This window comes from Lactococcus garvieae subsp. garvieae, from assembly GCF_029024465.1.
GTDB classification, from domain to species: Bacteria; Bacillota; Bacilli; order Lactobacillales; family Streptococcaceae; genus Lactococcus; species Lactococcus garvieae.
On record NZ_CP118950.1, the window covers coordinates 634,139 to 654,910 of the forward strand.

The following is a 20,772-nucleotide window of genomic DNA, read 5'->3' on the forward strand; positions in this document are numbered from 1 at the left end:
AGGAAAAAGTATGCTACAAGAAATTTCTATCAAGAACTTTGCGATTATCGAAGAGATTCATCTTTCTTTTGAAAGTGGGATGACCATTTTGACTGGGGAGACAGGAGCTGGTAAGTCGATTATTATTGATGCAATGGGGCTTTTGCTCGGAGGGCGGAGTTCCAGTGATTTTGTCCGGACAGGTAAAGATAAGGCCGAAATTGAAGGTCTATTTTTTGCAGGGAAAAATGCAGAGTTGGATCAAAAGTTAGAAAACTTGGGCCTTGAGAGAAGTACTGAGCTCATTTTACGCCGTGATATTTTTGCTAATGGGCGCTCTGTTTGTCGGGTGAATGGGCAAATGGTAAATCTGACTACCTTACGTGAAATCGGAGAGCTTTTGGTTGATATTCACGGGCAGCATGACAATCAAGAATTGATGAATGCTAAACATCACCTTCGGCTTCTTGACGAGTTTGGTGATGAAAATTTTGAACAAATTAAGGCAGAATACCAAATTAAGTTTGAGCATTATAAAAAAATTCGTCAAGCACTTGAAACACGTCAAAAGAACGAACAAGAATTTGCCCAACGTATCGAAATTTTACAGTTTCAAGTTGAAGAAATTGAAGCAGCTGAGATTGATTTAAAAGAAGATGAGCAATTGCAGATGCGCCGTGATAAGCTTAATAACGCTAAAAATATAGCAGATGCTTTAAATACAGCCTATTTGGCTTTAGATGATGAAGAAGGTGATTTTTCAAGTCTGAGCGGGATACGGACAGCCATGGCAGAACTCGAAAATGTTGCAGAGTTTGACCAAGATTACCAAGATTTGTCTGATAAAACGATGGATGCTTACTACTTGCTTGAGGAAGTTTCAACCAAGTTATCCACAGCAATTGAAGGCATAGAGTTTAATCCAACAGAGCTTTTGCAAATCGAAGAGAGAATCCTCACCTTGAATACCTTGCGAAAAAAATACGGTCCAGAACTCTCGGATGTATTGAAAACCTTGGACAAAATTCAGCTTGAGCTCTCAGATTTGATGGGGGGAACGGAAAATAGTGAGCGTCTTGAAGAAGCACTGAAAGAAGCACAAGCAGAATTACTCATTGCAAGTGATCATCTTAACACCGCACGTCATGCAATAGCAAAAGAATTAGAAACCGATATTAAAAAGGAACTTGCTGATCTGTATATGGAAAAAGCCGATTTTTCTGTACAGTTTGAAAGTGGGAAATTCTCCAGCAAAGGGAATGAGCAAGTGGAATTTTATATTCAAACTAATCCAGGAGAGGGGTTCAAACCCTTGGCCAAAACGGCTTCGGGAGGAGAACTTTCACGCTTGATGCTTGCGATTAAATCAAGTTTCTCAAGACGTGAAAATAAAACATCGATTGTGTTCGATGAAGTGGATACAGGTGTATCTGGACGTGTAGCGCAAGCTATTGCTCAAAAAATTTATAAAATCGCCCAAGCAGGGCAAGTCTTAGCTATTTCACATTTACCACAGGTTGTGGCCATTGCTGATACACAATTTTATATTGAAAAAGCGTCCACAGATGATGTCACTACTTCAACCGTAAGAAAATTGAAACTGGAAGAGCGGGTCGAAGAAGTGGCCAAAATGTTAGCGGGAGATGACATAACGGTAGAAGCGCTCGCGCAAGCAAAACGATTATTAATGAAATGAGGAGATTATGTTTAATTTGAAAGAGTTCAAACAATCCTATCAAAAATTTTGGTTAGGTTATATTTCTTTTAGAGAAAGAACCAGTCGAAAAGACTATTGGCTCGCAATGTTAGGGCACCTTTTAGTGACCGTTATTCTACTTGCTTTTGCCACTTTGTTTCATCTTTTATCAAGTGATGTTTTACCAGATTTGTGGTCTGTATTTTCATATTTTTTCATTGCTTTATGGGTATGTTATGGTCTAGTGGCCTTCTGTCCTTTCTTGGCTATAGCCGTACGTCGCTTACGAGATGCTAGTCTCCCTTGGGAATTGATTTTTGTACTTCTAGCTCCTTTTGGTGGTTTCTTCGGTATTCTTATTTTGAATGCTCTGCCTGCAGCTCAAGCCGCAGCGGACTTACCAGAATTTTCAGAACCGACTTATGGGCAAGCACGGATAGAAGAAAAGGGTCAAGAGAACTTTTTGCAAGCTATAAAAAACTATTTTCTAGGTTATGTCTCCTTCAGAGGAAGAACAAGTCGCCTCAGTTTTTGGTTTGTGCAACTTATATTTGCTCTGGTATTTGCAGTTTTGGGCGTGGTGTTTGTCGGGGTTCATTTCTTTGAAAATATCCTCTTCGGAGGCGCATTTATTGCGACCTGGATGATGCTGGCCTTTCTCTTTCTTATCGGCGCTTGCTTATTGTTACCCACACTTGCATTATTCACCCGTCGCTTACGCGATGCTGGCTTATCCAATTATGGGATTGGATTAATCTTTTTTGTAGCTTTGTCCTTGTTCTTATTGAGCAATATCAGCCATGCTGTAGATGCTTCCAGCTTTGGAATTCGTGATTTTTCATTGTTCAACTATCTTCTCTTCCTTGCTGACTTTGTCTTCCTTATTACTCTTATCTTTGTTTTGCTTCAAGACAAAGATCAGCTTTTACAAAAGGAAAAAACACTTCTATTTAGAAGGAAAGGCTGAAATATTCAGTCTTTTTTGCTATAATAAATAAAATCACTAAAGAAATAAGGATATGTTTTGAATTATAAATTAAGAGAAATTTCAGCTGAAGAATTCGCTCAATTCAATGAAAATGTAAGCCAAGGAAGTTTTTTACAGACGCCTGAAATGGCAGAGCTGATGATGGCAAATGGCTGGGAAGTAACTTTATTGGCTGTCCAATCAGATAAAATCGAAATGGCTGCTCTTTTGGGTGCAAAAAATATGACTGGAGGAAAGCACTACGAAATCCAGTATGGTCCAATTTATCAAGAGTACCAAGAAGATGTAGAAAAATTTTTCTACAAAGAATTACGTCAGTTTGTTAAGGATCATGATGGTATGGAACTTCTAGTTATCCCAAATACAAACTACCAAAAGTTTGACAGTACAGGTAATGCCTTGACTGACGAAAACAAGCAGTTTATTCAATCCATGCAGGAGTTGAACTACGAACATACAGGCTTAGAAGTTGGTTACAACAAACGTGGTGAGTCTACATGGCATTATGTGAAGGATCTTTCTGATATTGCAGATGATAAAAAACTTTTAAAATCCTATACGAAAGATGGGCAATATTCTGTCAAGAAAACACAGCAGTTTGGGATTCGAGTACGTCCTTTAGCTTATGAGGAACTAGATAAGTTCAAAAAGATTACTTCGGAAACGTCGGAGCGACGTGGTTATGATGACCATGATCTGCCTTACTACCAAAGTCTTTATAAAACGTTTGGTGATAAAGCAGAGTTTTTGGTGGCTGAGATTAATTTCGCAGACTATGAAGCCGCAATTTTAGCTCAAATGGATAAACTTACTGGACAGATTGAAAAAACGAAAAAAGAAGGTAAACGCAAAGAGTTAGAAAGCCAGCTTGAAACACAAAAAGTACGTTTAGCAGAAGCGCGTGAATTTATTACTCAACATGGGCGAGAAGATATTATCTTAGCCGGCTCACTCTTTATCTATGGCGCAAGTGAAACCATCTATCTGTTTAGTGGATCCTACGAAGCCTTTAAGAAATTATATGCGCCGTTTGCTATTCAGCATTATGTAATGAAGAAAACCCTTGATAAAGGCGTGAAAAGCTATAATTTCTTTGGAGTAGCTGGAACTTTTGACGGTACAGATGGTGTGCTTCACTTCAAACAGAACTTTGCAGGTTATGTTGTACGTAAAGTTGGCTATTTCAATTATTATCCAAAACCACTTAAACACAAAGTTTTAAGCATGGTTAAGACACTTTTAGGTAGAAAATAATGGAATTCTTAGAAATCTCACAAGAACAATTTACAGCCTTTGCAGCTGAAAAAACAGAGTCATTTTTACAAACACCACAAATGGCAGAAATGTTGGAAAAACGTGGTTATAAACCGATTTTCCTCGCTGTAAAAGTCAATGACCAGATTAAAATGGCTGCGCTCATGACTTCTGTTTCTGTTTCAGGCGGCGCAAAGTTGGAAATTAACTTTGGTCCTATTGGTAACTTTGATCAGATGGTTTTTAACTGCTTTATTCAAGAGTTAAAAAAATATGCGAAAAATCAGCAAGCTCTAGAAGTGAAGATACGCCCAGCTGTTAATTACATGGTTTATGACAGCAAAGGTCAGGAACTTCAAGAAGCTAATGAAGCGTTCATTTCAGAAATGAAAAAGCTTGGTTTAACTTACAATGGCCGACATGTGGGTTATGAAGAGCAAGATGCCGTTGCCGAATGGCAATACATCAAAGACCTTTCAGAAATAGACAGTGAAGAAGAACTTCTCAAGAGTTACAACTCTAACGCAAAACGCAATGTCAAAAAAGCGATAAAAAATGAAGTTACAGTTAAGAGAGCAACTTATGAAGAACTCTTTGAAGTGGAGCGTTTGATTGGTAACACAGGTGAAAAACGTCATTTTGCAACCAAAGATTTAGCATATTATCAAGAGCTTTATAAGGCCTTTGGCAATAAAATTGAATTTTTGATCACTTATAAAGATGAGACAGCAATTGCAGCGGGTGTTTTTATTGAAGTCAACCAAGAATTTCTTTACCTGTATGGAGGCTCTGACGGCGCTTATGGCAAGTTAGGTGGACCTTTCCTTATGCAACATACGGCAATGCTTCATGCCATTGAGCGTCAGATGAAAACCTATAATTTTTATGGCATCTCAGGAAACTTTGATGGCAGTGATGGCGTTTTGAAATTTAAGCAAAATTTTGGGGGCTATATCACACAAAAAGTAGGGGAATTCGCCTACTATCCACAACCTGTAAAATATAAACTTATTCAAGGTATGAAAAAAATATTAGGGCGTGTTTAACTTATAAAGCTGACGAAAGAATTTCGTCGGTTTTTTTGTACTAAAGATATATAGAATTTAAAATGTCAAAAACTTTTGACAAATTTGCTATAATGAAGGCATGGAAACTTTATACGATTTAACAATTATCGGTGCTGGTCCTGTGGGACTTTACGCCGGATTTTATGCTGGAATGCGTGGAATGACTGTCAAGATAATCGAAGCTTTAGAAGAAGCTGGCGGTCAACCTCAAACACTCTATCCAGATAAAATGATATATGATATAGCCGGTTTACCTGAGATTTCAGGAGCAGATCTAACGGCTAACCTTTTAGCACAACTTGCTCGCATCCCCCATGAGCTGTATTTAGATGAAAAAGTTGAAAATATTAGCCAAGAAGATGAAAATAAGCATTTTGTACTGCAAACAAGTAAAAGTAGGCATTATTCGAAAGCGGTATTGCTAACAACAGGTTCTGGCTTGCTCAGCCCGCGTAAACTTAATTTGGAGCAAGAAGAAGAACTTCATGCATTAGGAAAATTGAATTACTTTATTCAAAACTTAGAAGAATATCGTGAAAAAGAAGTTGCAGTTCTTGGTGGGGGAGACAGTGCACTGGATTGGGCACTGATGTTGGAAAAAGTGGCCAGAAAAGTTCACCTTATTCATCGTCGTCCTTCTTTTCGAGCCCATGCTTTAACAGTGGCAGAGTTAGAACAATCAACCGTTGAAATACATACACCTTATCTTCCTCATGAGTTATCACCAGAAGGGCTTAAGTTGCAACGTGTAAAATCAGAGGAGGTAAATCATTTAGCAGTAGATAAAATATTAGTAAACTACGGCATGATGACAAACCATGTTGATTTGAACGAAGAAATTGAGTTAAGCCGTAGAGGAAGAATAAGAGCTAACCGACAACAAGAGACAAATATTTCAGGGCTTTATGTCGCAGGTGATGCCAGCGATTATGATGGAAAAGCCCCCTTAATGTCCGTTGGCTTTGGAGAAGCTGTACTGGCAATCAATGACATGACCCAAAAGCTTGAATTTAGCCATAGCTTACAAAAAGGACATTCTTCAAGCCTATTTGGTAAATGAGGAGAAAATAAGGTATAATGGGTAGTAAACGAATGATTTACAGAAATTTAGGAAAACATTATGCTTATTAACTTACTTATCTTAATATTACTTATATGGGCCTTTCTGGTTGGCTATTCAAGAGGATTAGTCCTACAGACTTTGTATAGCTTGGGGATCATTATATCTGCAATTATCGCCTTTTTAAATTATAAGGAACTTGCTTCAAAATTAACAATGTGGGTACCTTTCTCCAGTGCAACAGCAGATTCACGGTTACTTTTTTTTGATAATAACTTGCTTTTCCAAATCGATGATGCTTTCTATGCTGGTCTTGCCTTCATGATTATTTTCGTTGCTTCTTATGCGGTGATACGTCTAGTCGGACTTTTTGTCCACATCACACGTTTGCAACCCTTCGGAAAAACTGGAAAAATTATCGCAGGCATTCTAGGGCTCGGAGCAACTTATTTTGGCATACAAATGGCCGTTACTTTGCTTGCGCTTGTACCTATGGCCACTGTTCAAAACCATTTGAATGCTTCAGCTTTAGTTCGCTTGATGGTTAGCCATACTCCGATTTCTTCGGGGTTGCTGAAAAATATATTTATTGAGAATATAATAGGTAATATTTAGAATTTATGAATAAAAAAATTATCCAAATTTTAGAATTTGACAAGGTCAAAGAGCAATTCTTGGCCTTTTTAACAACCGCCCAAGGCAAAAAAGAGTTGGAAGAACTAGAACCCCTCTCTGATGCCACTAAAATTCAAATCTTATTTGATGAATTGTCAGAGTTTGAAAAATTGGCCCAAGAAAATGGGCAGCTCCATCTTTCCAAAACGGCAGATATTAGTGAAATTTTGCGCCGCTTAGAGTTAGATGCTCAATTGAGTGGCCGAGAATTTGTCGAAATTAAAAAAGTGGTCCAACAAGGACTGAATATTGTGCGCTACTTTGATGAAGCAGAAAATGTTGAAATTCCAACACTTGATGAACTTATCCAAAAATTTTCTGATCTTTCGCCTGTGCATAAAACACTTGAAATTTTTGATAACTCTGGCGCGCTTTACGACAATGCATCTGCTGAACTGATGCACATTCGTGCAGCCATTAAGCGTTATCAGTCAGACATTAAAAAAGTGATGCAGGAACTTTTATCTAAACATGCAGGTTCTCTTACTGAAAATTTAATCACGGTGCGTAATGATCGCCAAGTGTTGCCAGTGCGTGCAGACAGTAAAAATAAAATAGCGGGTGTAGTGCACGATATGTCTGCCTCAGGACAAACCCTCTATATTGAACCCAATGCTGCCGTTTCGCTCAACAATAATTTAAATCAAAAGAAAATCGAAGAAAAAAATGAAATGATTCGAATTTTTCGAGCTGTCAGTGAAGAACTCAAACCCTATAGCTTGGATATTCGACAAAATGCATGGTTACAAGGCCATCTTGACTTGATTAAAGCCAAGTACAACTACTTATTGAAGCATAAGGCCAGTATTCCTGAGCTGACCCAAGATAAAGACATTTGCTTTTATGAAGCACGTCATCCTTTGATTGATCCAAAAGTAGTTGTGGCTAATGACATCAAATTTGACAGGAGTTTAAACACAATTGTAATTACAGGGCCAAATACTGGGGGTAAAACAATTACCTTAAAAACTGTTGGTCTGCTCACTATTATGGCGCAATCTGGCTTGCCTATCCTCACTAGTGCAGGTAGTCGTGCACATGTTTTTCAGGAGATTTTTGCGGATATTGGGGATGAACAGTCGATTGAGCAAAGTCTCTCAACTTTCTCTAGTCATATGACCAATATTGTCGCAATTCTCGACAAGGCAGATCATAATGCCTTGGTGCTCTTTGACGAACTTGGTGCAGGTACGGACCCCAAAGAAGGTGCCGCTTTAGCCATTGCAATTTTAGAATATTTACGTGGAAAACATGTAAAAACAATGGCGAGTACCCACTATCCAGAACTTAAAGCATATGGTGTCGAAACACCTGAAGTGCTTAATGCGAGCATGGAGTTTGACATCGATAAAATGCGTCCTGTTTTCCGTCTGCAGTTGGGGATACCCGGTCGTTCAAACGCCTTAGAAATTTCACGGCGTTTGGGTTTGTCAGACCAAATCATTCAGGAGGCGAGTGACATGGTTTCTGATGCGGAACATGATGTTAACCATATGATTGCAAGCTTAGAAGAGAAAACGCGTGAAGTCACAGAAGCAGCTGCCAACATTAAGAAGTTAGAACGAGAAAATATAACTCTTCACAAAGATTTGACCAAAGTTTATGACCAAATTAATCGAGAGCGTGAGCATGAGCTAGAGAAAGCAAAACGTGAAGCCCAAGAAGTCGTGAAAAAGGCCAGTCAAGAAGCTCAAGAAATTCTCAAAACATTGAATGATAAAGCGCAGCTGAAACCTCATGAAATCATTGCAGCACGTGGCGCACTTGAAAATCTAGTTCCGTCTGTAGATTACAGTAAAAACAAAGTTTTAAAGAAAGCTAAGGCACAACGTGGCTTGAAACAAGGCGCTGAAGTATTGGTTACAGCATATGGGCAACGTGGAAAACTTATACGTCTTGAAAAAGATGGACGTTGGCAAGTGCAAATGGGCTCAATAATGACTAAACTGCAAGAAGATGAATTTGAGCTAACCGAGGAAGAGATTGCTAAAAATCAACCTGCAAAAACGAAGGCTGTGACCCGTAAGGTCAGCAACAAAGTGAAAGCACAGCTTGATTTACGGGGCATGAGGTACGAGGAAGCAGAGTTAGAGCTCGATAATTATATTGATCAGGCCTTGCTTGCCAACTTATTACAAATCACCATTGTTCATGGTATCGGAACTGGTGTGATTCGTGAAATGGTACAGAAAAAGCTACAGAAACATCGGCATATTAAGAGTTATGAGTATGCTCCTGTGAACGCGGGTGGAAGTGGCGCAACAATTGCAACCTTGAAATGACTCAAAATATAAAAACAATCATAATATTTGTAAAGTAGATAAAAATTCGCTAGAATGTACTCATAATAAAGAACGAGGAACGAAAAATGGAATATAACATTACTGATGCTACATTTAAAGAAGAAATTAAAGAAGGACTTGTGCTTGTAGATTTTTGGGCAACTTGGTGTGGCCCTTGTCGTATGCAAGCTCCAATTCTTGAACAATTAGGAGAAGAACTTGACGAGTCTGAACTTAAAATTTGTAAGTTAGACGTTGATGAAAATCCTGAAACACCACAAGCTTTTGGTGTTATGAGCATTCCAACATTGATTTTCTTTAAAGATGGTCAAATGGTGAAACAAGTTGTCGGCGTTCAAACAAAAGCGCAATTGAAGGCAATTGTAGCGGAACTTTCATAAGAAATAAAAACAAGAATGCCTCTCGGGGTATTTCTTTTTTTATTTCAAATTATTAGATATGTTTGACAATAAGGCAAAATGCATTTAAAAGGGAAGACTCTTGCAAGCGAAAACAGCGTGACAAAAACTCGTCAAAATGGTATCATTGAAAAGTTGAGATGAAAATCTCTAGATATGAAGGATAAAGGAGACTGATGATGTCTAAGAAAAAAGATACAGAAATTGAAGTTATTGACACAAAAACAGGTGTTCAAGTCAAATCAGGTAAAAAAATTATTGCTGACATTAACGAAGAAAATGGCAGTTTTGTCGTGGTTGCTTCGGGAAAAGAACTTGCTGTGACTCGAAATTTTGCGGATGCCATGGAAGAAGCAATCAAAGCCTATAATTTAGGTGCCTAATTTTATCTTATATCTCAAAGGTTAGAGTTAATCCTTGAAATACTCTCATGATTTTGATAAAATATTTACTGTTGTCGAAAGATAGACAGTGGGGTATAGCCAAGCGGTAAGGCAAGGGACTTTGACTCCCTCATGCGTTGGTTCGAATCCAGCTACCCCAGTTGCTTAAACAGGTTCAAACTGAGCCTGTTTTTTTTAATAATTTTTGATAGAATAGAGATATGTACACAGTAAAAATTGGACTCGATCCTCATCTACATGACAAGTTTGTTGCTGCCTCTGGTATGCCAAACCTTTTACAAACCTCAAAATGGGCGACCATCAAAAGCAGTTGGAATTCGGAAATCATCGGATTTTATCAAGATGATAAGCTGGTTGCAAGTAGCTTGGTCTTGATTCGTCCCCTTCCACTGGGATTCACAATGCTTTATATTCCGCGCGGAATTTTGATGGATTATACAGATAAAGCTTTATTAAAGTTTGTTCTGTTAGAATTGAAAAAATTTGGTAAGAGTCAAAAAGCACTTTTTATCAAGTTTGATCCGGCTTACAAATTTGACGATGCCTATGATCTTCTGACAAATTTAACAAGTGCAGGTGTGGAGTATACTGGACGTACTACAGAAATGCATGATACGATCCAGCCTCGCTACAATGCTGTCATTTACAAAGAAGATTTTTCAGAAGAAAACCTAGATAAAAAAACACGTCAATTTATTCGTAAAGCACGCAATTCTTATCCAGAAGTTACTTTTGGTGGAAAGGAGTTAGTTCCTGTTTTTGCTGAATTGATGAAGAAGACAGAAGCACGTAAAAATGTAAGTCTTCGTAATGCTGATTATTATACAAAACTTTTGGACACTTATGGCTCAGATGCTTTTATTACTTTAGTAAAATTTAATATGGCTAAAGTCAAAAAAGATATGGAAGCGAATGTTGAAAAGATTAAGGATAATCAAGCAAAAGCTAAAAATGAAAAACGCTTAAAAACTTTGACGGAAGAACTTGCTATTGCTGAGAAAAATGTTGCAGACATTACACAGTTTATCGCAGAAAAAGGAGAGATTATTCCGGTAGCTGGAACTTTATCTATCGATGCTTTTGGTGCCGCTGAAACCCTTTATGCAGGTACAGACACAGCCTTCCAAAAATACTATCCTTCTTATTTAGTATGGTTTGAAACTATTCAACATGCATTTGAAAATGGAGCAAACACCTTAAATATGGGTGGCCTTGAAAATTCCCTTTCTGAAAAAGATGGATTATTGAAGTTTAAAAAACACTTCAATCCGCGTATTGAAGAATATGTGGGTGAGTTTGACCTCTCTGTAAGTAAACTTCTCTATAAAATGGCCAATGCCATGTATATGCGTCGAAAAACAAAACATTAAGAACCAGAGAAAAAAAGTTTACAATATATTGTAAACCACTATACATTTTTGAGAAAAATGTTATAATGAATATTAGCTATTAGGGAAGGATGGCGTTTTTCGCCTGTAAACTTGTAAACATGGAATTCAAGCATGACACTGTAATGCTACACGAAACTGTTGATATGCTTGAGGTGAAACCTGATGGCATCTATGTGGATGCAACTCTTGGTGGGGCAGGACACAGCGAATATCTTTTAAGTAAGTTGACAACTGGTCATCTTTACGCATTTGATCAAGATGATACTGCCCACGAAAATGCGAAGGTTCGCCTGAAAGCTGCTTTGGCAGAAAATAAGGTGACATTGATAAAGAGTAACTTCCGCTACTTACGTTCAAGTCTTGCCGACTTAGGGGTTACAAAAATTGATGGTATTCTTTATGATTTAGGCGTCTCAAGCCCTCAGTTTGATGACAGCCAACGTGGTTTCTCTTATAAGAAGGAAGCACGCTTAGACATGAGAATGGATCAATCTCAAGCACTTTCTGCATATGAAGTTGTAAATGATTATCCGTATGAGGATTTGGTCCGCATCTTTTACCGCTATGGTGAAGAGAAGTTTTCAAAACAAATTGCTCGAAAGATTGAACAAGCACGTAAGCTTCAACCTATTGAAATGACGACAGAGTTGGCAGATATCATCAAGTCAGCACTTCCTCAAAAAGAGCTTAAGAAAAAAGGACATCCCGCAAAGCGTATTTTTCAAGCGATCCGAATCGAAGTAAATGACGAACTAGGAGCAGCTGAAGAATCAATAGAAGAAGCAATTGATCTACTTAACGTTTCTGGACGAATAAGTGTGATTACTTTCCATTCTTTAGAAGATCGTTTAACAAAAACAATTTTTAAAGAATACAGCACTGTTGATGTGCCGAAAGGACTTCCTATGATTCCGAAAGATATGGAAGCAAAGCTCAAGTTAGTCAATCGTAAGCCCGTTCTTGCGAGTGAAGAAGAACTTGCTTTTAACAATAGAGCGCACAGCGCCAAGCTTCGTGTGGCTGAAAAACAAAAAGATTAAATTGATGAAAAAGGAAAAAGGAGAGAGGAGAGAAAAATATGGCAGCGCAACCTAAAGAATATTTTGACATTGAAACAGCGGCCAAAAAGGACAGCTATGCGATTTCAAAAGACTCATTAGCACCAGAAGTTTTGGCCAAAAAGTTCAAAAGATTTTCTGGGGTTGAAAAAGTATTTTATCTTTCTATGGTCGTCGTAGCATTGATGCTTGCGGTTACCCAACTCTTCATTCAAACAAAAACACAAGAAATTGAAAGTAGTACCTTGCACTATAACAGTCAAATTACTGTTAAAGAGCAAAAAAATTCTGAGTATGACCAGAAAATTCAGGAGTTAACAACCCAAGACAAACTACAAAAAGTTACGGAAAAGTATGGCATCTCCTATAATTCTGATAATGTATTGAAAGCGACAAAATGAAAAATATTTTTCGAATAATTACTCTCCCTTTCAGACGTATTTCGAAAAAAGCGAAAAAAAGTCATCAAAGACCTGAACAAAATCGTAAACATGTAGGTAAAAGTCTATTTGTAGTAGCTATTGCTCTGTTTGCGATTTTTATATTTCGCTTTGTCTGGATTATTACAGTGAATCAAATCGGTGGTGTAAACATCTCCGAAATGGCTAAGACGAACTATTTAAACACAACGACTGTTTATGCTAAACGCGGCACAATTTTTGACCGGAATGGTGTGCCACTTGCAGTTGATGCGAGTGATTACACGATTTATGCGGTGCTCGATAAGACACAAGTCGACAACAACAATAATAAGCTTTATGTTGATAAGGCTGACTTTCCGAAAGTTACAGAATTTCTTAATAAAGAGTTGGGCATTGACAAGGCTTTGATTGAGCAACAGCTCAATTCTGGCAAGGCTCAAGTCCAATTTGGTTCGGCAGGAACAAAAATTCCTCTCGCTACAATGGAAAAGATAAAAAAGGATGCAGAGAATGCAGGATTAGTAGGTATTGGTTTCACACCTAATTTGACACGTTCTTATCCAGAACCAAATTACGCTTCACAATTTGTAGGGATAGCCTCTTTGAAAACACCGGGAGATTCTGCCTCTGGTTTGGTTGGGATCAACGGTTTGGAAGCCTCATTTAATGATATTCTCAGCGGTACAAATGGTGAGGAAACGTATGAGAAAGACCGTTATGGTCGTCCATTGCCTGGAACAACCACAGTAAGTAAGCAGGTAAAAAATGGTCAAGATCTTTATACAACTTTAGATGCCCGTTTACAAGGTAATCTTGAATCACTCATGGATACAGCTGTAGAAAAGTCAGGTGGTCAACAACTTTCTGCCACACTGATGGATGCACATACAGGGGACATCTTAGCTACAACACAGCGCCCAACAATTACCGCCAATAACTTTAATGATAAAGCAGCGCGGGAACAGCCACATTTCACAGAGAATAGCATGCTTTACCAGTCACAATTTGAGCCTGGTTCTGTTATGAAAACTTTCTTGATGGCTTCCGCTTTGGACAGCAATAAAGTAGATTTGAATACCTCTTACTACCGTCGTGTCAATCTCTATGATGTCGTTATTAATGACTGGGATGCCAATGAAAGCGAAGATGGAACTTTTAAACTTCCATCAACAGTTACTTTCGCTCAAGGGTTCATGATGTCAAGTAATGCTGGAATGACACGTATTGTCCAAAATATGGGTAGCGACCTCTGGGACAGCTACTTGCGCCGCTTTAAATTTGGGGTACCCACTCGTATTGGTATGGGTGGAGAACAGTTTGGTGCTCTCCCTGACGATAACGCAGTATCTCAAATCCAGTCTTCATTTGGGCAAGGTATCAGTACGACACAAATTCAACTTCTACGTGGTTGGACAAGCTTTGCGAATAAAGGAGAAATGCTTGAACCTCACGTTGTGAATAAAATTGTCGACAAAGATAAAAATACCTATTTGGAAAGTCAGGCAGAAGTTATTGGACGTCCGGTTTCTGAAGGTGCGATAAATAAAACGAAAGATTTGATGGTAGGCGTTAATACGGACCCAACATGGGGAACATCTTATCTGACAGTAGAATCGCAAGGGCATGAACCTGGCCCGCTCTTCCTGGTTAATGGCAATACAATGGCTGTCAAAACTGGTACAGCGCAGATTGCATCAGATACAGGTGGTTATATGAAGGGAATGCAAGATAATATTTATTCTGCAGTTGCCATGTATCCACCAGAGAATCCAGATTTCATTTTCTATATGAATATCAAAATTCCATCAAATACCTGGTCATTGACTTATATTTCAGATGTTGCTAATTCTTTGATTACGCGCGCAGAGCAAATCAAAAACCAAGAAGCGGCACCACAAGATACTTCAGGATTGAAGGCTGGAAAAGTTACCCTTGAAGATTACACAGGTAAAGCTCCAGGTAACGTTTCAGATAGTCTACGTCGCAATCTTTTAGCACCAATTGTGATTGGTCAAGGTACAAAAGTAACCAAACAATCTGTCGCTAAAGGGCAAGAAGTTGGGGCTAATACACCTGTCATGCTTCTTACGGATGGCGATCATATCATGCCAGACATGTTCAAATGGTCTAAAGAACAAGTTGAACAACTCGCAAAATGGTACAATCTGAAAATTGAATATCAAGGTTCTGGCGACCATGTGAACACACAAAGTGTGGGAATGGGAACCAAACTTAAAGACAATCAAACAATCACAGTAACAATGAATTAGGCGAAAATTTTCGCCTCTTTCAATTTTGAGCTGAGTAAGCTCTATAAATAAAGGAAACAAAGTTTCTAAGTAACAGTCGGAGGCACTATGTTAATCACTGCATTTTTAGCAGCTCTAGTCGCGTTGGTTTTGACCGCAATTGGAATACCACGCTTTATTATGTTTTTTCATAAGAAAAAACTTGGGGGTCAACCCACTCTTGAAGAAGTAAAACAACATGCAAGTAAGTCAGGCACACCAACAATGGGAGGTCTTGTATTTGTAGTTGCAGCCCTCCTCGTTTCAGCAGTATTTGCTTTGATGTTTGCACAATTTACTCCAATGTTTATCACAGCATGGTGGGTATTAGCGATGTACTCTCTGATTGGTTTCTTAGATGACTTCATGAAAATTTTTAGTCAAAAAAATCATGGCGGACTCAAAGCCAGTCATAAACTCTTAGCCCAAATAGTCACAGGTATTGTTTCTTATCTTATCCTGATGCAGGTGGATAGTACAAATGTACTTAATATTTTGGGGTGGAAAATTGATTTAGGATGGTTCTTTGCAGTCTTCATTATCTTCTGGCTTGTAGGATGGTCAAATGCCGTGAATCTTACGGATGGTATTGATGGCTTAGCCAGTATCACAGTGGCCATCTCTCTCAGCGCTTATGCTGTAATTGCTGCTGCTCAAGGACGATATGATGTATTACTTATCATTCTATCCGTCATCGGTGGTTTGATTGCTTTCTTTTTCTTCAATCACAAACCAGCAAAAATATTTATGGGAGATGTGGGAAGTCTTGGTTTAGGAGGTTTTATCGCCATCGTTTCGATTCTTTTACATGTCGAGTGGACCCTCCTATTGATTGGCTTTATCTATATCTTAGAAACCGTTTCTGTTATGATGCAGGTGTCGTACTTTAAAATAACACACGGCAAACGTATTTTCCGTATGACACCGATTCACCATCATTTTGAGCTTGGTGGCTTCTCTGGTAAAGGAAAAGGTTGGAGTGAATGGAAGATTGATATTGTCTTCTGGTGTGTCACAGCACTTTTATCAATTTTAGCTTTAGTCATTTATTTTAATATATAAAAAAGAGGTCTTTCCTCTTTTTTTTTTGTATATTTAAGTTGAGTACATTTTAAGATTTTAATTGTATAATCTTAATTATCTTAAAAAGGAGCGAGGGCTCCTTTCATTTTATTTGCAACTGTATGTGGGAGGGAAAACGGAGTAGTTTCTAAAGCTGATAAATTTGGCAGCCTCTGGTATAATAGAAATATGTGAAAACTCTTTCAAGAATGGAAATGAATATGAATAAAGAAATAAAAACGACCCGCTTTGAAGTTGAAGAGTTTGAGAAACTCAAGCGAAACTTGGTGAAATATGAATGTGCCTTGGCAGTAATCATGACAGAACTTTCCAATCTCAATGCTTATTACAATGCTTATGAACCTGTTAACCCGATAGAACATATCAAGCAAAGAATTAAATCGCCAGAAAGTATTGCAGGTAAGTTGAAGAAAAAAGCCTTACCTGTAACGGCAGAAGCGGCTGAAAAAAATCTTTCGGATATAGCTGGTGTAAGGATTATATGTGCTTATGCTAAAAATATCTATGAAATCGTAGAAATCATTAAAAATCAAGAAGCTTTCCATGTGATCAGTGAAAAAGATTATCTTAATCACCCGAAGCCGAGTGGGTATCGTTCTTATCATATGATACTAGAAGTCAATCTTGGCCCGCTTTTTAATAATGAAGCGCGTCGTGTTGAGATACAACTACGCACATCTGCAATGGACTTTTGGGCGACTTTGGAACATAAAGTCCGTTACAAATATGGGGGTGAAATGCCAGATCACCTGAGCAATGAATTGCAAGTATGCGCAGAACAGATCCACGCGTTGGATAATCGAATGTATTTGATTCATGAACTTGTAGATATGATTAATGAGGAGGAAATATAATGAGTAAAACAATATATATTGCGGATGATGATGATAATATTCGCTTAGCAATCAAAGCTTTTTTAGAAAAAGAAGATTTTAAAGTAGAGGATTTCCCGACCGGAGATCAACTCTTAGAGCGTTTTAATGAAGCGCCAAGTGATTTTGTTATTTTAGATGTAATGATGCCCGGTTCCAATGGCTTCACAATTTTGAAAGCCCTGCGTGCGCAAAGCATCGTACCAATTATTATGCTGACAGCCCGAGACAGTGATCTAGATTATGCGACAGGTCTAGATTTTGGAAGTGATGATTACTTCACCAAGCCTTTTAGTCCAATGGAGTTGGTGATGCGTGTTAAAGCTATTTTCCGCCGAATCGAGTTTGAAAAACAAAAAAATGAAGAAGCAGAGTAAGGAGTAACGATGATCAGAAGAAAACCACTCAGTATCAAGACGCGCTTGCTTCTGACAAATATTGGTTTTGTCTTTTTTGCTTTTCTATGGATTATCCTCATTTTTAATATCTTGATAAACAGCTATATTAGCAATTCGGCTTCCCGGCAGTTATCTCAAGTCAGGATTTATCAAGCACAAGTTACTCCACCCTCAGGAAGTACCTCTGCGGACTTAGAAGATGCACCGCGTGGAAGCTTTAATACACACCCTGTAGCTTTCAATATCAATGATAATTATGAAGTACAGGATTTGGAAAAAGTTGGTAACTTTGAGAGAGATACAGCAAATAACATCGCGCAAGCCTTAAAAAACCAAAAAGTTCCACTGAGTAAGGTAAAAAATTATCGCCTGGATACGTCAGGAAGTACCTTTTATATTGAAACCATACGTCAAAGTTCAGGACTGTATCAGGTTCTATATGTGGATATTACGGGGATTATTAATTTTACAAACTCCGTTAATCTCTTCTTGGTTTCGGTTGCCCTAGCTGTCATTGTCATCCTTAGCCTAGCCGTAACTTTTGTAACACAGCGTTTGATTAAACCCTTATCGATTTTAGCGAAATTTGCGACACGTATTGGCCAAGGAGATTTTACTGAATATCAAGGAAGCTTTCAGGATCGAGAGTTGGCTACTTTAGCACATAATATGAATGTTGCTGCCCGACAGTTGGATCATAACGATAAAAACCAAAAACTCTTCTTTCAAAATGCCTCACATGAACTTCGAACCCCTTTAATGGCAATAAAAAGTTATGCTGAGGGAATCTCTTATGAGGTAATGGACCCTAAAAAAGCAAGTGAGACAATACTTTATGAGACAGACCGTATGAGCGAACTCGTGGAAGATCTTTTGACCCTCTCTCGCTTAGACAGTTTAAGTGTACATCAAGAGCTTGTTTATCAAGATGTTCGCCTAATCATGAAAGATATTGCCAAAGAGCAAGAGATATTTGCCGAGCAAAAAGTCATTAAACTCACAACAGTTTTTGATAAAAAAGCAGTGATGCTTACCTGTGATTATAAAGCTTTACGGCGAGCCATAAGCAATCTTGTTTCCAACGCTATGCGGTATGTTGAAACAGAAATCGTGCTGACCTGTACGAAAAAAGATGGAGCAGTGATGATTTCGGTAGCAAATGATGGCAGTGGAATTGATCCTGAAACCTTGCCCCATATCTTCGAGCGTTTTTATAAAGGCGCTGGTGGTGTTCATGGAATTGGTTTAGCGATTGTCCAAACAATAGTAGAACAACACCAAGGACAGGTATCTGTTGAAAGTGATGAACACCAAACGACGTTTACAATGACTTTTGCTAAAATGTCAAAGAAAGCTCTTGAAAAGAAGGCATAAATTTGGTAGAATGTTATAAGTGCCAATTTGGCATAAATAAAACTGTTTATCCGCTGGGCCAATGGCTTTATTGATGAGCAAAAGGAGAAAAAAATGTCTATTTCATTGATCGATTCTATCAATGCAGGTCAACTTCGTTCAGATATCCCTGAATTCCGCGCTGGAGACACTGTACGTGTTCACGCTAAAGTTGTCGAAGGAACTCGCGAACGTATCCAAATGTTCGAAGGTGTTGTTATTGCACGTAAAGGTTCTGGTATCTCAGAAACTTACACTGTTCGTAAAATCTCAAACGGTGTTGGTGTAGAACGTATCTTCCCACTTCACACTCCACGTGTTGAAAAAATCGAAGTTATCCGTCACGGTCGTGTGCGTCGTGCTAAACTTTACTACTTGCGTGCATTGCAAGGTAAAGCGGCTCGTATCCCAGAACGTCGTAAATAATTTTGACTTGTCTAACCGCTCTGTTGAGCGGTTTTTCTTTTTGCATTACTTTTCTTCAAAAGGAGAAACAATAAATTTTATGCTATAATATTCATTGCCTCTATTGGTACATGGATTTAATATCTATGAAGTTTGAAGTGATTTAATGACATTCAGCATCCAATTTTTTATAGGAATGATAAAGGAGATGAGTATGCGAAAAAATAAAGACAAAGAATGGTTATCAGGTCCAGGACTAGTTGTTCTGGTCATTATGTCGCCAATAGTAGTCATACTTGCTGTTCAAGCCTTAACAGCAGTTTATACAGTTTTACATTAATTTTTAATTTTCTAAATAGCGGTATAACAAGCTAGAAAATAATAGAAATGGCTGTTATAATACGACTACTAGGATTTATAACCTTTGTATATTCTTATTCGTATAAAAAATGAGAGTAAAAGCGTCAATAAACGATGGAGAAAAAATGAATTTTGAAAATATTAATTCACGTCTTCAAGAGATTTGGAACACTACACCAGCAAATTTTTGGTGGGTTCTTATTGTTTTAGTCATAGCACTGCTCATTTTCTTTTTACCCGTCAAAATTGCCAGTTCTCGCGGTTTATCTGGAGGACAAATATTTGGTGTGTTTTTGGCTACAATATTTGGTTTCTGGTTTCTAGGATTAATCTTAGCCCTTGTCTTGCCTCGTTCGGTTTGAACTAACTTATTTTATCTTAATATATCTCTATACAATCTTCTTTCATCTGGAGCAGAGGGGAGTAATAAAGACAGGAACACATACTTTCAAGGGCTTAATAGCCCTTATTTTTATGGAAAAATTGAGAAAGTTTTTAGCTTCTCTTTTTTTAGTATCTGAGAAAAATGAAGGCGTAAATGAATAGAGCAATACGGCCTACCAAAAAGGAAGCGTTTTCTTGAATGGGTCATCTGTGTATGCTACAATGAAGGAAAAGAAAAGCGAGGTATATTATGAATAAGAAACTTCTCTCATTGTTAGCTGTATCCACTTTGTCATTGGGTGTTTTGACAGCTTGTGGATCAGGTGAAAAAAAATCAGAAGAAACAAAAACAGAACAATCTGCTGAGGTGTTTGCTGGGGCAACTGCAGGAACAGATAATTTCGATACCCTTTCTAAAGGCCTTTCTAAGGAGGGGGCTTGGATTGCTGCAATTAGTAAAGACTTAGATGCATCAGATAAAACCTTGAATGTTGAAGGGGATTTTAAAAATAAAGAGGGAGAAGAAGCACGTAAATTAGCACTTTATACGCAAGATGCAGACCGTAAGGTTACAGAGCGTTATACACTTACTGTAAAAAAACTTGAAGTTAATTCTCCACAGTTCTATATTTCAAATGGTACAGTTAAAGGAGATGTTGAAGTAAATGCTGAAGGCTTCCATGGTCAAACCGGAAAAGGTGTTGATGGTGAGGCAATGATTGATGGAAATCTTATCTTTAAAAATCAAGAATTGCTGGATGCTTATAATAAACTTCCAAGTGAAGAACAAGTTAAAGTAACTGGGGAAACAACTGTTAAGTAAGGAGGGAGTGTCCCTTTTTATTTTCTTTAATATAAGATGAGCTGAAGAATTAGGAAAGTATTTTCCGATACC

The 20,772-nt window shown here is 38.0% G+C and carries 21 protein-coding genes and 1 tRNA gene; all 22 read left to right on the forward strand.

Annotation, left to right across the window (positions count from 1 at the left end; all coding sequences use genetic code 11):
- Positions 1 to 10 precede the first annotated feature (10 nt).
- On the forward strand, positions 11 to 1,675 hold the full coding sequence (gene recN, locus PYW30_RS03180; RefSeq protein WP_004258622.1) for a DNA repair protein RecN: 1,665 nt from the start codon (positions 11 to 13) through the stop codon (positions 1,673 to 1,675).
- A gap of 7 nt (positions 1,676 to 1,682) precedes the next feature.
- Positions 1,683 to 2,642 carry a DUF805 domain-containing protein gene (locus PYW30_RS03185; protein WP_042219419.1) on the forward strand — a complete coding sequence of 320 codons (960 nt, stop codon included), beginning with the start codon at positions 1,683 to 1,685 and terminating at the stop codon, positions 2,640 to 2,642.
- Positions 2,643 to 2,699: 57 nt separating this feature from the next.
- Entirely contained in the window at positions 2,700 to 3,917 is a 1,218-nt protein-coding gene (locus tag PYW30_RS03190) for an aminoacyltransferase (RefSeq protein WP_004258615.1), read from the forward strand.
- The gene (locus PYW30_RS03195) at positions 3,917 to 4,963 is read left to right on the forward strand and encodes a peptidoglycan bridge formation glycyltransferase FemA/FemB family protein (RefSeq protein ID WP_004258612.1); all 1,047 of its coding nucleotides are present in this window, start codon (positions 3,917 to 3,919) and stop codon (positions 4,961 to 4,963) included. Before PYW30_RS03190 ends, PYW30_RS03195 begins: the two co-directional genes overlap by 1 nt.
- 100 nt (positions 4,964 to 5,063) lie before the next feature.
- A complete protein-coding gene (locus PYW30_RS03200) occupies positions 5,064 to 6,044 on the forward strand; it encodes an NAD(P)/FAD-dependent oxidoreductase (protein ID WP_004258610.1) in 981 nt (326 codons plus the stop codon).
- Between the two features lie 60 nt (positions 6,045 to 6,104).
- Complete coding sequence (locus tag PYW30_RS03205; protein ID WP_004258607.1) at positions 6,105 to 6,659, forward strand: CvpA family protein; 555 nt, start codon at positions 6,105 to 6,107, stop codon at positions 6,657 to 6,659.
- A gap of 5 nt (positions 6,660 to 6,664) precedes the next feature.
- Complete coding sequence (locus PYW30_RS03210; RefSeq protein ID WP_004258604.1) at positions 6,665 to 9,001, forward strand: endonuclease MutS2; 2,337 nt, start codon at positions 6,665 to 6,667, stop codon at positions 8,999 to 9,001.
- A gap of 86 nt (positions 9,002 to 9,087) precedes the next feature.
- Positions 9,088 to 9,402, forward strand: coding sequence for a thioredoxin (gene trxA / locus PYW30_RS03215; protein ID WP_004258600.1), 315 nt, complete (start codon positions 9,088 to 9,090; stop codon positions 9,400 to 9,402).
- A 197-nt stretch (positions 9,403 to 9,599) separates the two neighbouring features.
- On the forward strand, positions 9,600 to 9,803 hold the full coding sequence (locus PYW30_RS03220; protein WP_004258597.1) for a DUF2969 domain-containing protein: 204 nt from the start codon (positions 9,600 to 9,602) through the stop codon (positions 9,801 to 9,803).
- 89 nt (positions 9,804 to 9,892) lie between these two features.
- Positions 9,893 to 9,964 (forward strand) — tRNA-Gln (locus PYW30_RS03225).
- Between the two features lie 60 nt (positions 9,965 to 10,024).
- Positions 10,025 to 11,194: a peptidoglycan bridge formation glycyltransferase FemA/FemB family protein gene (locus PYW30_RS03230; protein WP_042219416.1), complete on the forward strand. Its 1,170-nt coding sequence runs from the start codon at positions 10,025 to 10,027 to the stop codon at positions 11,192 to 11,194.
- Between the two features lie 119 nt (positions 11,195 to 11,313).
- On the forward strand, positions 11,314 to 12,255 hold the full coding sequence (rsmH, locus tag PYW30_RS03235) for a 16S rRNA (cytosine(1402)-N(4))-methyltransferase RsmH (protein ID WP_004258590.1): 942 nt from the start codon (positions 11,314 to 11,316) through the stop codon (positions 12,253 to 12,255).
- Between the two features lie 38 nt (positions 12,256 to 12,293).
- On the forward strand, positions 12,294 to 12,674 hold the full coding sequence (locus PYW30_RS03240; RefSeq protein WP_014024475.1) for a cell division protein FtsL: 381 nt from the start codon (positions 12,294 to 12,296) through the stop codon (positions 12,672 to 12,674).
- Positions 12,671 to 14,965, forward strand: coding sequence for a penicillin-binding transpeptidase domain-containing protein (locus PYW30_RS03245; RefSeq protein WP_042219413.1), 2,295 nt, complete (start codon positions 12,671 to 12,673; stop codon positions 14,963 to 14,965). The genes PYW30_RS03240 and PYW30_RS03245 overlap by 4 nt, the downstream gene beginning before the upstream one ends.
- 87 nt (positions 14,966 to 15,052) lie before the next feature.
- Complete coding sequence (mraY, locus tag PYW30_RS03250; protein WP_004258580.1) at positions 15,053 to 16,045, forward strand: phospho-N-acetylmuramoyl-pentapeptide-transferase; 993 nt, start codon at positions 15,053 to 15,055, stop codon at positions 16,043 to 16,045.
- Positions 16,046 to 16,266: 221 nt separating this feature from the next.
- Positions 16,267 to 16,920 (forward strand): GTP pyrophosphokinase, encoded by a 654-nt coding sequence (locus PYW30_RS03255; protein WP_004258576.1) that lies wholly within the window; start codon positions 16,267 to 16,269, stop codon positions 16,918 to 16,920.
- Complete coding sequence (locus PYW30_RS03260) at positions 16,920 to 17,315, forward strand: response regulator transcription factor (protein WP_052370189.1); 396 nt, start codon at positions 16,920 to 16,922, stop codon at positions 17,313 to 17,315. The genes PYW30_RS03255 and PYW30_RS03260 overlap by 1 nt, the downstream gene beginning before the upstream one ends.
- A gap of 9 nt (positions 17,316 to 17,324) precedes the next feature.
- The gene (locus PYW30_RS03265) at positions 17,325 to 18,710 is read left to right on the forward strand and encodes a sensor histidine kinase (RefSeq protein ID WP_017370870.1); all 1,386 of its coding nucleotides are present in this window, start codon (positions 17,325 to 17,327) and stop codon (positions 18,708 to 18,710) included.
- Between the two features lie 93 nt (positions 18,711 to 18,803).
- Complete coding sequence (gene rplS, locus PYW30_RS03270; RefSeq protein WP_004258564.1) at positions 18,804 to 19,154, forward strand: 50S ribosomal protein L19; 351 nt, start codon at positions 18,804 to 18,806, stop codon at positions 19,152 to 19,154.
- Between the two features lie 187 nt (positions 19,155 to 19,341).
- Entirely contained in the window at positions 19,342 to 19,473 is a 132-nt protein-coding gene (locus PYW30_RS03275) for a hypothetical protein (protein ID WP_255204105.1), read from the forward strand.
- A 145-nt stretch (positions 19,474 to 19,618) separates the two neighbouring features.
- Entirely contained in the window at positions 19,619 to 19,855 is a 237-nt protein-coding gene (locus tag PYW30_RS03280; RefSeq protein ID WP_017370869.1) for a hypothetical protein, read from the forward strand.
- A gap of 272 nt (positions 19,856 to 20,127) precedes the next feature.
- On the forward strand, positions 20,128 to 20,700 hold the full coding sequence (locus tag PYW30_RS03285; RefSeq protein ID WP_004258557.1) for a hypothetical protein: 573 nt from the start codon (positions 20,128 to 20,130) through the stop codon (positions 20,698 to 20,700).
- Positions 20,701 to 20,772 lie beyond the last annotated feature (72 nt).

What these genes read in the sequence shown, in the direction of transcription:
- PYW30_RS03255 (WP_004258576.1), top strand. Translation starts at nt 16,267, where the DNA reads ATGAATAAAGAAATAAAAACGACCCGCTTTGAAGTTGAAGAGTTTGAG.
- PYW30_RS03280 (WP_017370869.1), top strand. Translation starts at nt 19,619, where the DNA reads ATGAATTTTGAAAATATTAATTCACGTCTTCAAGAGATTTGGAACACT.
- mraY (WP_004258580.1), top strand. Translation starts at nt 15,053, where the DNA reads ATGTTAATCACTGCATTTTTAGCAGCTCTAGTCGCGTTGGTTTTGACC.
- trxA (WP_004258600.1), top strand. Translation starts at nt 9,088, where the DNA reads ATGGAATATAACATTACTGATGCTACATTTAAAGAAGAAATTAAAGAA.
- rsmH (WP_004258590.1), top strand. Translation starts at nt 11,314, where the DNA reads ATGGAATTCAAGCATGACACTGTAATGCTACACGAAACTGTTGATATG.
- PYW30_RS03240 (WP_014024475.1), top strand. Translation starts at nt 12,294, where the DNA reads ATGGCAGCGCAACCTAAAGAATATTTTGACATTGAAACAGCGGCCAAA.
- PYW30_RS03205 (WP_004258607.1), top strand. Translation starts at nt 6,105, where the DNA reads ATGCTTATTAACTTACTTATCTTAATATTACTTATATGGGCCTTTCTG.
- PYW30_RS03220 (WP_004258597.1), top strand. Translation starts at nt 9,600, where the DNA reads ATGTCTAAGAAAAAAGATACAGAAATTGAAGTTATTGACACAAAAACA.
- PYW30_RS03195 (WP_004258612.1), top strand. Translation starts at nt 3,917, where the DNA reads ATGGAATTCTTAGAAATCTCACAAGAACAATTTACAGCCTTTGCAGCT.
- PYW30_RS03245 (WP_042219413.1), top strand. Translation starts at nt 12,671, where the DNA reads ATGAAAAATATTTTTCGAATAATTACTCTCCCTTTCAGACGTATTTCG.
- PYW30_RS03230 (WP_042219416.1), top strand. Translation starts at nt 10,025, where the DNA reads ATGTACACAGTAAAAATTGGACTCGATCCTCATCTACATGACAAGTTT.
- PYW30_RS03260 (WP_052370189.1), top strand. Translation starts at nt 16,920, where the DNA reads ATGAGTAAAACAATATATATTGCGGATGATGATGATAATATTCGCTTA.
- PYW30_RS03200 (WP_004258610.1), top strand. Translation starts at nt 5,064, where the DNA reads ATGGAAACTTTATACGATTTAACAATTATCGGTGCTGGTCCTGTGGGA.
- PYW30_RS03275 (WP_255204105.1), top strand. Translation starts at nt 19,342, where the DNA reads ATGAGTATGCGAAAAAATAAAGACAAAGAATGGTTATCAGGTCCAGGA.
- PYW30_RS03265 (WP_017370870.1), top strand. Translation starts at nt 17,325, where the DNA reads ATGATCAGAAGAAAACCACTCAGTATCAAGACGCGCTTGCTTCTGACA.
- recN (WP_004258622.1), top strand. Translation starts at nt 11, where the DNA reads ATGCTACAAGAAATTTCTATCAAGAACTTTGCGATTATCGAAGAGATT.
- PYW30_RS03285 (WP_004258557.1), top strand. Translation starts at nt 20,128, where the DNA reads ATGAATAAGAAACTTCTCTCATTGTTAGCTGTATCCACTTTGTCATTG.
- PYW30_RS03185 (WP_042219419.1), top strand. Translation starts at nt 1,683, where the DNA reads ATGTTTAATTTGAAAGAGTTCAAACAATCCTATCAAAAATTTTGGTTA.
- PYW30_RS03210 (WP_004258604.1), top strand. Translation starts at nt 6,665, where the DNA reads ATGAATAAAAAAATTATCCAAATTTTAGAATTTGACAAGGTCAAAGAG.
- rplS (WP_004258564.1), top strand. Translation starts at nt 18,804, where the DNA reads ATGTCTATTTCATTGATCGATTCTATCAATGCAGGTCAACTTCGTTCA.